At 71.8% G+C, this 8,385-nt stretch carries 7 protein-coding genes and 1 tRNA gene; 6 read left to right on the top strand and 2 right to left on the bottom strand.

The window, feature by feature from the left end; all coding sequences use genetic code 11:
• The first annotated feature begins 429 nt into the window (after window positions 1-429).
• The 6 genes from OZN99_RS19830 (at window position 430) to OZN99_RS19805 (ending at window position 6,241) form a co-directional block, all read left to right on the top strand.
• Window positions 430-1,473: a rod shape-determining protein gene (locus OZN99_RS19830; RefSeq protein WP_270936987.1), complete on the top strand. Its 1,044-nt coding sequence runs from the start codon at window positions 430-432 to the stop codon at window positions 1,471-1,473.
• A 50-nt stretch (window positions 1,474-1,523) separates the two neighbouring features.
• A complete protein-coding gene (gene mreC, locus OZN99_RS19825; RefSeq protein WP_270936986.1) occupies window positions 1,524-2,387 on the top strand; it encodes a rod shape-determining protein MreC in 864 nt (287 codons plus the stop codon).
• Between the two features lie 6 nt (window positions 2,388-2,393).
• Entirely contained in the window at window positions 2,394-2,933 is a 540-nt protein-coding gene (mreD, locus tag OZN99_RS19820) for a rod shape-determining protein MreD (RefSeq protein WP_270936985.1), read from the top strand.
• A 136-nt stretch (window positions 2,934-3,069) separates the two neighbouring features.
• Window positions 3,070-4,938 (top strand): penicillin-binding protein 2, encoded by a 1,869-nt coding sequence (gene mrdA, locus OZN99_RS19815; protein WP_270936984.1) that lies wholly within the window; start codon window positions 3,070-3,072, stop codon window positions 4,936-4,938.
• Window positions 4,935-6,086, top strand: a complete 1,152-nt coding sequence (gene rodA, locus OZN99_RS19810; RefSeq protein ID WP_270936983.1) for a rod shape-determining protein RodA — start codon at window positions 4,935-4,937, stop codon at window positions 6,084-6,086. Before mrdA ends, rodA begins: the two co-directional genes overlap by 4 nt.
• Before the next feature lie 79 nt (window positions 6,087-6,165).
• Window positions 6,166-6,241 (top strand) — tRNA-Lys (locus tag OZN99_RS19805).
• Window positions 6,242-6,452: 211 nt separating this feature from the next.
• Here OZN99_RS19805 and OZN99_RS19800 read toward each other — a convergent pair.
• On the bottom strand, window positions 6,453-7,343 hold the full coding sequence (locus OZN99_RS19800; protein WP_270936982.1) for an ABC transporter permease: 891 nt from the start codon (window positions 7,341-7,343) through the stop codon (window positions 6,453-6,455).
• The gene (locus tag OZN99_RS19795) at window positions 7,340-8,293 is read right to left on the bottom strand and encodes an ABC transporter permease (RefSeq protein WP_270936981.1); all 954 of its coding nucleotides are present in this window, start codon (window positions 8,291-8,293) and stop codon (window positions 7,340-7,342) included. Before OZN99_RS19795 ends, OZN99_RS19800 begins: the two co-directional genes overlap by 4 nt.
• Window positions 8,294-8,385 lie beyond the last annotated feature (92 nt).

Raw genomic sequence — 8,385 nt, 5'->3', positions numbered from 1 at the left:
CCGCGCCGGCCGCGCCGCCGATCAGCGCCCCGGTGCCGGCGCTGCCGGTCATCGAGCCGATCGCCGCGCCGGCGCCGGCGCCGAGCAGCCCGCCCGACACCGCCCGGTCCGTGGTGTTGTAGCCGCAGGCGGCCAGCATCGCCGCGAGGCCTAGCAACAGGGCCATCTTCCGCATGCCGCGTGTCTCCTCCGAGGCCGTGGTGACGCTGGCGTAACGCCCGGCTTCGTACCGGGTTCGGCGCCAGCCTGCTTTGGGCTTGAGCGTGCGGCGGGGGAAGGCTAAGGGACCCGCCTCGCGCCACCCCGCGAAGCCGTGAGCACCGGGCGCCGCCGGGCCCGGGGCATCCGTCCTGGCCGGCCGGTTCCGGCAGGCGGCACGCGATCGGGCGGCGCCCCGCCATTCGGCCCGGCTCGGAAGGTCACGACCGCATGTTTTCCCGCCTGTTCGGCTTCCTCTCGGCCGACATGGCCATCGACCTCGGCACCGCGAACACGCTGGTCTATGTGAAGGGTCGGGGCATCGTGCTGAACGAGCCCTCCGTGGTCGCCATCTCGGACAACCGGGGTCGCAAGCAGGTGCTGGCGGTGGGCGAGGAGGCGAAGCTGATGCTTGGCCGCACCCCGGGCTCCATCGCCGCCATCCGGCCGCTGCGGGACGGCGTGATCGCCGACTTCGAGGCGGCGGAGGAGATGATCAAGCACTTCATCCGCAAGGTGAACAACCGGCGCGGCTTCGCCTCGCCCATGGTCATCGTCTGCGTGCCCTCCGGCTCCACCGCCGTGGAACGCCGCGCCATCCAGGAGAGTGCCGAGAGCGCGGGCGCCCGCAAGGTGCTGCTGATCGAGGAGCCGATGGCGGCCGCGATCGGCGCCGGGCTGCCGGTGACCGAGCCCTCGGGCTCCATGATCGTGGACATCGGTGGCGGCACGACGGAGGTGGCCGTCATCTCGCTGGGCGGCATCGTCTATGCGCGCAGCGTCCGCGTCGGCGGCGACAAGATGGACGAGGCGATCATCAGCTACATCCGCCGCAACCACAACCTGCTGATCGGCGAGAGCACGGCCGAGCGCATCAAGATGGAGATCGGCGCCGCGGCGCCTCCCGATGCCGGCGAGGAAGGCCCGCTGACCGAGGTGAAGGGCCGTGACCTGATGAACGGCGTGCCGCGCGAGGTGGTGGTGAGCCAGCGTCAGATCGCGGAGAGTCTCTACGAGCCGGTGATGGCCATCGTGGAGGCGGTCAAGGTCGCGCTGGAGAACACGCCGCCGGAACTGGCCGCCGACATCGTGGACAAGGGCATCGTGCTGACCGGCGGCGGCGCGCTGCTGCACCGGCTGGATGCGGTGCTGCGGGCGGCCACCGGCCTGCCCGTGGTGGTGGCGGAGGAGGCGCTGTCCTGCGTGGCGCTCGGCACCGGTAGGGCCCTTGAGGAGATGAAGCGCCTTCGCCACGTATTGACTTCAATGTATTGATTTCCGGCCGGGACCACGTCCCGGCCTGAGCGCCTGGGGGTGGTCGCCGCGTGATCCGTCTGAGCATCCCGCTCCGCCAGGCGCTGTCGCGGCTCACCCTGCCCGTGCTGATCGCCGCGGCCTTCGGCACGATGCTGCTCGGCAAGGCGGATGCCGTGATCGCCGAGCGGGCGCGCACCATGCTGTCCGACGTGCTGGCTCCCTTCTACGCCGCCTTCGCCGAGCCCGCGCGCATCGTGCGCGATGCGGTGGCGGAATTCCCGGAACTCGTCTCGCTGCGCGAGGAGAATGCCCGGCTGCGGGAGGAGAATGAACGCCTGCGCCGCTGGCAGGCGGCAGCCCTTGCGCTCGAGGCGGAGAACGCGCTGTTGCGGCGGCAACTGCAGTTCATCCCGGAAGCCGCGCCGAGCTTCCGCACCGCGCGCGTGATCGCGGATGCGGGCGGGGTCTATGCGCGTGCCGTGCTGATCGCGGTGCCGCCGGAACTGCAGGTGCGCCGCGGGCAGATCGCGCTCGACGAGCGCGGCTTCGCCGGCCGGGTGACGGAGGTGGGCAACCGATCCGCCCGCGTGCTGCTGGCGACCGACATCAACATGCGCGTGCCCGTCACACTGGAAGGCAGCCGGGCGCGGGCGATGATGGTGGGCACCAACGGGCCGCGGCCGCGGCTGCAGTTCTGGGCCGAGGGCACCCGGCCGGTGGAGGGCGAGCGGCTGGTGACGAGTGCGGAGGGCATCGGCTTCCCGGCCGGGCTGCCGGTGGGGGTGGTGCGCTACAGCGAGTCTGGCGCCGCCGAGGTCGAGCTGTTCGCCCGTCTCGATCGGCTGGACCTGGTGCGGCTGTTCGACTTCGGGCTGGGCGGAATCCTGCCGCCCGAGGCGGTGGCGCGGCCCGAACCGCGTGGCCGGCGGTGAGCGCGGATGGCGACCGTCGGCCGGCCGGAGCCCTCGCCCAGCCTGCTTCGGCGGGTGGAGGCGCTGGCGCGCGCGCTCATGCCGCCGCTGATCGCAGCGCTGACCATGGTGGTGGCCGCCGGTCCCACCGGAATGCCTGCCTTGCTGCCCGCCGTCACGCTGCCGCAGGTGGTGTTCTGGTCGATCTTCCGCCCCGGGGCGATGTCGCCGCCCGCCGTCTTCCTGGTTGGGCTGCTGCTGGACCTGCTGTCGCTGGCGCCGCTCGGCACCGGCGTGCTGACGCTGCTGGTGGCGCATGGGTTGGCGGTGTCCTGGCGGCGCTTCCTGGCGCGGCAGAGCTTCCTGGCAGTGTGGGTGGTGTTCTGCGGCTTCGCCCTGGCCACGGGGGCGCTGGGCTACGTGCTGAACGCCGCGCTGTCCTTCACCCTGCCGCCGCCGGCGCCGATGCTGCACCAGGCGGCGCTGGCGGCCGGGCTCTATCCCGCCTTCGCCTTCGTCCTGGGTCGGCTGCACCGCATGATGGTCCGCGCGGAGGAGGCGGCGTGACCGCGCGCGCAATCGCCATCCTTCGGGCCGCGACGGCGGCCCCGCGCGCAGGCCGACCGTCCCGCTCGGTGCGCCAGCGCGTCGGCGCGAAAGCGAAGCCACCGCAGGCGGCGCCGGCGCCTGAGGCCGAAGTACGATGAGCCGCAAGCAGCGCGAGCAGGAACGCGTCCGGGGCATCTTCGCCCGCCGTGCGCTGCTGCTGGGCGCCGGCCAGATGGGGCTGCTCGGCTTCCTGGCCTGGCGGCTGCACCGCCTGCAGGTGGAGGAAGGCGAGCGCTATGCCACCCTGGCCGAGGAAAACCGGCTCTCCGCGCGGCTGACCGCGCCGCCCCGCGGCCGCGTGCTGGACCGCGAGGGGCGGGTGGTCGCCGGCAACCGGCTGAACTGGCGCGCCCTGCTGGTGGCGGAGCAGACGGCCGATGTCGTTGCGACGCTCGACACCCTGTCGCGGATCGTGCCGCTGACCGAGACGGAGCGCGCGCGCATCGAGCGCGAGGTGCGCCGGCGTCGGCGCTTCGTGCCGGTGATCGTGCGCGAGTTCCTGACCTGGGAGGAGATGGCGCATATCGAGCTCAACGCGCCCGACCTGCCCGGCATCAGCGTGGAGCTCGGCACCACCCGGCTCTACCCGGAAGGCGAGCACCTCGCGCATGTCGTGGGCTACGTGGCGCCGCCCTCGGAGCGCGACATGGATGGCGACCCGCTGCTCGAGCTGCCCGGCATCCGCGTCGGCCGGGCCGGCATCGAGCGGCATCACGACCGCATCCTGCGCGGCCGCGCCGGCGCCGTGCAGCTGGAGGTCAACGCGGTGGGCCGGGTGATCCGGGAACTGGACCGCCGCGAGGGCAGCCAGGGCGACGATGTGCAGATCTCGGTCGATGCGGAGCTGCAGAAGGCGATCCGCGGGAAGATCGAGGAAGGCACCTCCGTGGTGCTGATGGATGCCCGCAACGGCGAGGTGCTGACGCTGGCCACGCGGCCGAGCTTCGACCCCAACGTGTTCAATTCCGGCGTCACCGCCGCGCAGTGGCGGCAATGGACCGCGAACCGGGCGACGCCGCTGATCAACAAGCCCACCAACGGTCTCTACGCCCCGGGCTCCACCTTCAAGATGGTGATGATGCTGGCCGCGCTGGAGGCGCGGGTGACGACGCCGGGCGAGCGCGTCTTCTGCCCCGGCCACATGGACCTGGGCGAGGCGCGCTTCCATTGCTGGAACCGCAACGGCCACGGCTCCGTGGATATGCGGCAGGCGCTGAAGGTCTCCTGCGACGTCTATTTCTACGAGATGGCGAAGCGGATCGGCATCGACCGCATCGCCGCGATGTCGCGCCGGCTCGGCCTTGGCGTGCCGCTCGACATCGAGCTGCCGGGCGCCCGGGCGGGGCTGGTGCCGGACCGTGCCTGGAGGCAGGCGCAGGGCAAGCCCTGGGCGCTGGGCGACACGGTCGTGCACGGCATCGGCCAGGGCTTCTACCAGCTGACGCCGCTGTCGCTGGCCACCATGACGGCGCGCATCGCGACCGGGCGCGCGGTGCAGCCGCACCTGACGCGCGCGATCGCCGGGCGGCCCGTGCGGGGGAGCCGGCCGGAGGACTGGCCCAGCCTCGGCATCCCGGAGCAGCATCTGCGGTTGGTGCGCGAATCCATGTGGGCCGTGGTGAACGAGGAGGGCGGCACCGCGCGCGCCCACCGGCTGCCGGCCGCGCTCGGCGCGCAGATGGCCGGCAAGACCGGCACCACGCAGGTGCGCCGCGTGACGCGCGAGCAGCGCGAGCGCGGCTTCCGCGTGGAGCAGTTGCCGCGGGAATGGCGGCCGCATGCGCTGTTCGTCGCCTATGCGCCGCACGACAACCCCTGGCTGGCCTGTGCGGTGGTGGTGGAGCACGGCACCAGCGGATCCGGCGCCGCGGCGCCGCTGGCGAAGGAGGTGCTGGTGGAGGCGTTCCAGCGCCTCCGCCCGGGCAACCCGACCCCGCGCGTGGCGCAGGTGCCGCGGACATGAGATTCGAACGTCGGCTCATCCTGCGCGACAGCGGCGCCGGGGTGCTGGACAAGTTCTGGCGCATCCCCTGGCTGTATGTCCTGCTGCTCTGCGCGGTCGCGGCGGTGGGGTATGTCGCGCTCTACTCCGCCGGCGGCGGCGCGCCGGAGCCCTATGCGCAGAAGCACGCAATCCGCTTCGGCTTCGGCCTGGTGCTGATGCTGTCGGTGGCGATGGTGGACATCCGCATCATCCAGCGCCTGGCGTGGCTGGGCTATGCCGCCGGGGTCGCGCTGCTGGTGCTCGTCGCGATGCATGGCGAGGTGGGGAAGGGGGCGCAGCGCTGGATCGACCTCGGGCCGCTGCAGTTGCAGCCCTCTGAGCTGATGAAGATCCTGCTGGTCGTGGCGCTCGCCTCCTGGTTCCACAAGGCCAGCTGGGAGCGGATCGGCAATCCCTTCTTCCTGATCCCGCCGCTGGTCGCGATCGCCGTACCGGCGCTGCTGATCTTCAAGCAGCCGAACCTGGGCAACGCGCTGATCACGATCATGGTGGGGGGCGCCGTGTTCTTCGCGGCTGGCGTGCGGCTGTGGAAGTTCGCCCTGGCCATCGGCGGCGTCGCGGCGGCCGCGCCCATCGTCTACGAGAACCTGAAGGACTACCAGCGCGCCCGGATCACCACCTTCCTCGACCCCGAGAGCGATCCGCTGGGCGCTGGCTACAACATCATCCAGTCGAAGATCGCGCTGGGTTCGGGTGGGTTGTGGGGCAAGGGGTTCCTGCAGGGCACGCAGGGCCACCTGAACTTCCTGCCGGAGAAGCAGACCGACTTCATCTTCACCATGATCGCCGAGGAGTTCGGCATGGTCGGCGCGCTGACCGTATTGACGCTGCTGGCGATGGTGATCGCCTTCGGCTTCTTGGTGGCGCTCCGCAGCCGGCACCAGTTCGGCCGGCTGCTCGGGGTGGGCCTGGCGACCAACTACTTCCTCTATGTCTTCGTGAACGTCGCCATGGTGACCGGGTCGATCCCGGTGGGCGGCGTGCCGCTGCCGCTGATCAGCCATGGCGGGTCGGCGATGCTGACCACCATGCTCGGCTTCGGGCTGCTCATGTCGGTGCAGGTGCATCGCGACGCGGAGATGGAGGGGGTGCGGGACGGCCCCTGAGCCCTGCGGCTGGTTCACGGCAGGCTTGCATGGGCAGGCTGGACAAAGCCCCCGGTTCCGCCTATCTGCGCCTCCCGGCGGGCGCATAGCTCAGTTGGTAGAGCAGCTGACTCTTAATCAGCGGGTCCTAGGTTCGAGCCCTAGTGCGCCCACCATTTCCCGCCAAGGATGTACGCTGGCCTGCCCCTGCAAGGGCGGAAGCGCTGGCGCGCCTCCGACGGACCGCGCGACGGGCGGCTCAGTCGCCCATGCGGGGCCGGAGAGTGCAGCCCCGGGGTGTCGCTGTCGGCATATGGCGCCTCGGTCCGGTGCTCCATTGGCTGGCCCACGCCCGTCGACGGCACGCGCAGGCCGACCGAGCGTCGGTCAGGCCCGCACGTCCATCGCGCTCCGCAGCCCGTCGCTCAGCAGGTTGAAGCAGATGCTGGTGACGAAGATGCAGAGCCCCGGCAGCACCGCCAGCATCGGCTGGCTGTAGATCGCCGTGCGCAGCGTGTTCAGCATCAGCCCCCATTCCGGCTCCGGCGGGCGCGTGCCGAGGCCGAGGAAAGACAGGCCCGAGGCCAGGATCATGGAGACGCTGATGAGGCTCGTCGCGTAGACGAAGATCGGCCCGAGCACGTTGGGCAGGACATGCACCCGCACGATGGTCAGCGGCCCCGCGCCCGTGGCCCGCGCGGCGTCCACGTAGTCCAGGTTGCGGACCGCCGTGGTGGTGCTTTCCGCCACCCGGATGATCTGCGGCACGAAGACCAGCGTCAGCGCCAGCATGGCGTTCGATACGCCAGGTCCCAGCGCGCCGCTGACCGCGACGGCGAGCAGGACCGACGGGAAGGCATAGAACACGTCGGTCGTGCGCATGATCGCCATGTTCAGCCAGCCGCCGGCGAAGCCCGCCAGCACGCCGAGCGTCCCGCCGACCACGAAGGCGATCAGCACCGGCGTGATGCCGAGGAACCAGGACAGGCGCCCGCCATAGAGCAGGCGCGTCAGCATGTCCCGCCCCAGCTCGTCCGTGCCGAGCGGATGGTTCGGGAAGCCGATCGGGCGGAGGCGGCGGATCATGCTGGTCTGGTAGGGATCGTGCGGCGCCAGCAGCGGCGCCAGCAGCAGCGCGAGCGCCATCAGCAGAAGGATCGCGCCGCAGGCCAGCGTGACGGGATCGCGCGACAGGCGGCGCGCGACGCCCTGCCAGTAGCCGCGGCTTCGGCGCCCCTCGGCGACGGCCAGCGCGGCGGCGGCGTGTGTCGCGCTCATGCCCGGCGAATCCTCGGATCGAGGGCGGTCTGCAGCAGGTCCACCGCCAGGTTGAGCGCCACGAAGAACAGGGCCAGCACCAGGATGGTGCCCTGCAGCACCGGGATGTCGCGCTGGAAGATGGCGCTGTTGAGCAGCAGCCCGGTGCCGGGCCAGCTGAACACCGTCTCCACCAGGATCGACCCGCCCATCAGGTAGCCGAGCTGCAGCCCCATCACCGCCAGCACGCCGGGCGCGGCGTTCTTCACGACGTGCCAGGCGATCCCCATCCGGCGCAGCCCCTTGCCGCGCAGCGTCGTCACGAAGTCCTGCCCCAGGATCTCCGCCACCGCGCCCCGGACGGTGCGCGTCACGATGCCCATCGGGATGACGCTGAGCGTGACCGCGGGGAGCACAAGGAACTGCAGGTGCGCCCAGTCGAAGGCCCAGTCGGCGGAGCTGCCGGGCCCCGCGCCCATAGCGGGCAATGCACCGAGCATCACGCTGAACAGCACCACCAGCACCATGCCGAGCCAGTAGTGGGGCACCGAGACGCCGGCGGCGGCGAGCCCGACCGCGAGCTTGTCCACCCAGCTGCCGCGCAGCGCGCCGGCCACCGCGCCGAGCAGCGTGCCGAGCGTGAAGCCGATCGCCGCAGCGAAGAGCGCCAGCATCAGGGTGTTGCCGACCGCCGCGCGAACCTCCGCCAGCACCGGCCGGCCGGTGCCGAGCGACCGGCCGAGGTCGCCTTGCAGCGCGCGCAGCAGCCATACGCCGAACTGCTCCGGCAGCGACTTGTCGAGCCCGTAGTCGCGGCGGATCTGCGCGACCACCTCGGCCGGCGCATCGGCCGGGGCGATGGCGCTCACCGGGTCGCCCGGCGCGATGTGCACGAGCAGGAAGCACACCAGGCTCACTGCCAGCGCGATCGGCACGGCATAGAGCACCCGGCGGAGGGCGTAGAGCCACATCGTGTGAGTCCTCCTCAGGCCGCGATGCGCAGGCAGCGCGCGGCGCGCCCGGGCTCCGGGCTGCGCAGCGCCGGCGGCGCGGCGAGGCAGGC

The organism is Falsiroseomonas oryzae, assembly GCF_027856955.1.
Taxonomy (GTDB): Bacteria; Pseudomonadota; Alphaproteobacteria; order Acetobacterales; family Acetobacteraceae; genus Falsiroseomonas; species Falsiroseomonas oryzae.
Note: the sequence above shows the minus strand (reverse complement) of the source record. Positions and strands in the feature narration are given on the sequence as shown.

Bases quoted from the DNA above. Each gene is read 5' to 3' on its own strand.
- OZN99_RS19795 (WP_270936981.1), bottom strand. From the start codon at position 8,293: ATGTGGCTCTACGCCCTCCGCCGGGTGCTCTATGCCGTGCCGATCGCG.
- OZN99_RS19800 (WP_270936982.1), bottom strand. From the start codon at position 7,343: ATGAGCGCGACACACGCCGCCGCCGCGCTGGCCGTCGCCGAGGGGCGC.
- mrdA (WP_270936984.1), top strand. From the start codon at position 3,070: ATGAGCCGCAAGCAGCGCGAGCAGGAACGCGTCCGGGGCATCTTCGCC.
- OZN99_RS19830 (WP_270936987.1), top strand. From the start codon at position 430: ATGTTTTCCCGCCTGTTCGGCTTCCTCTCGGCCGACATGGCCATCGAC.
- mreD (WP_270936985.1), top strand. From the start codon at position 2,394: ATGGCGACCGTCGGCCGGCCGGAGCCCTCGCCCAGCCTGCTTCGGCGG.
- rodA (WP_270936983.1), top strand. From the start codon at position 4,935: ATGAGATTCGAACGTCGGCTCATCCTGCGCGACAGCGGCGCCGGGGTG.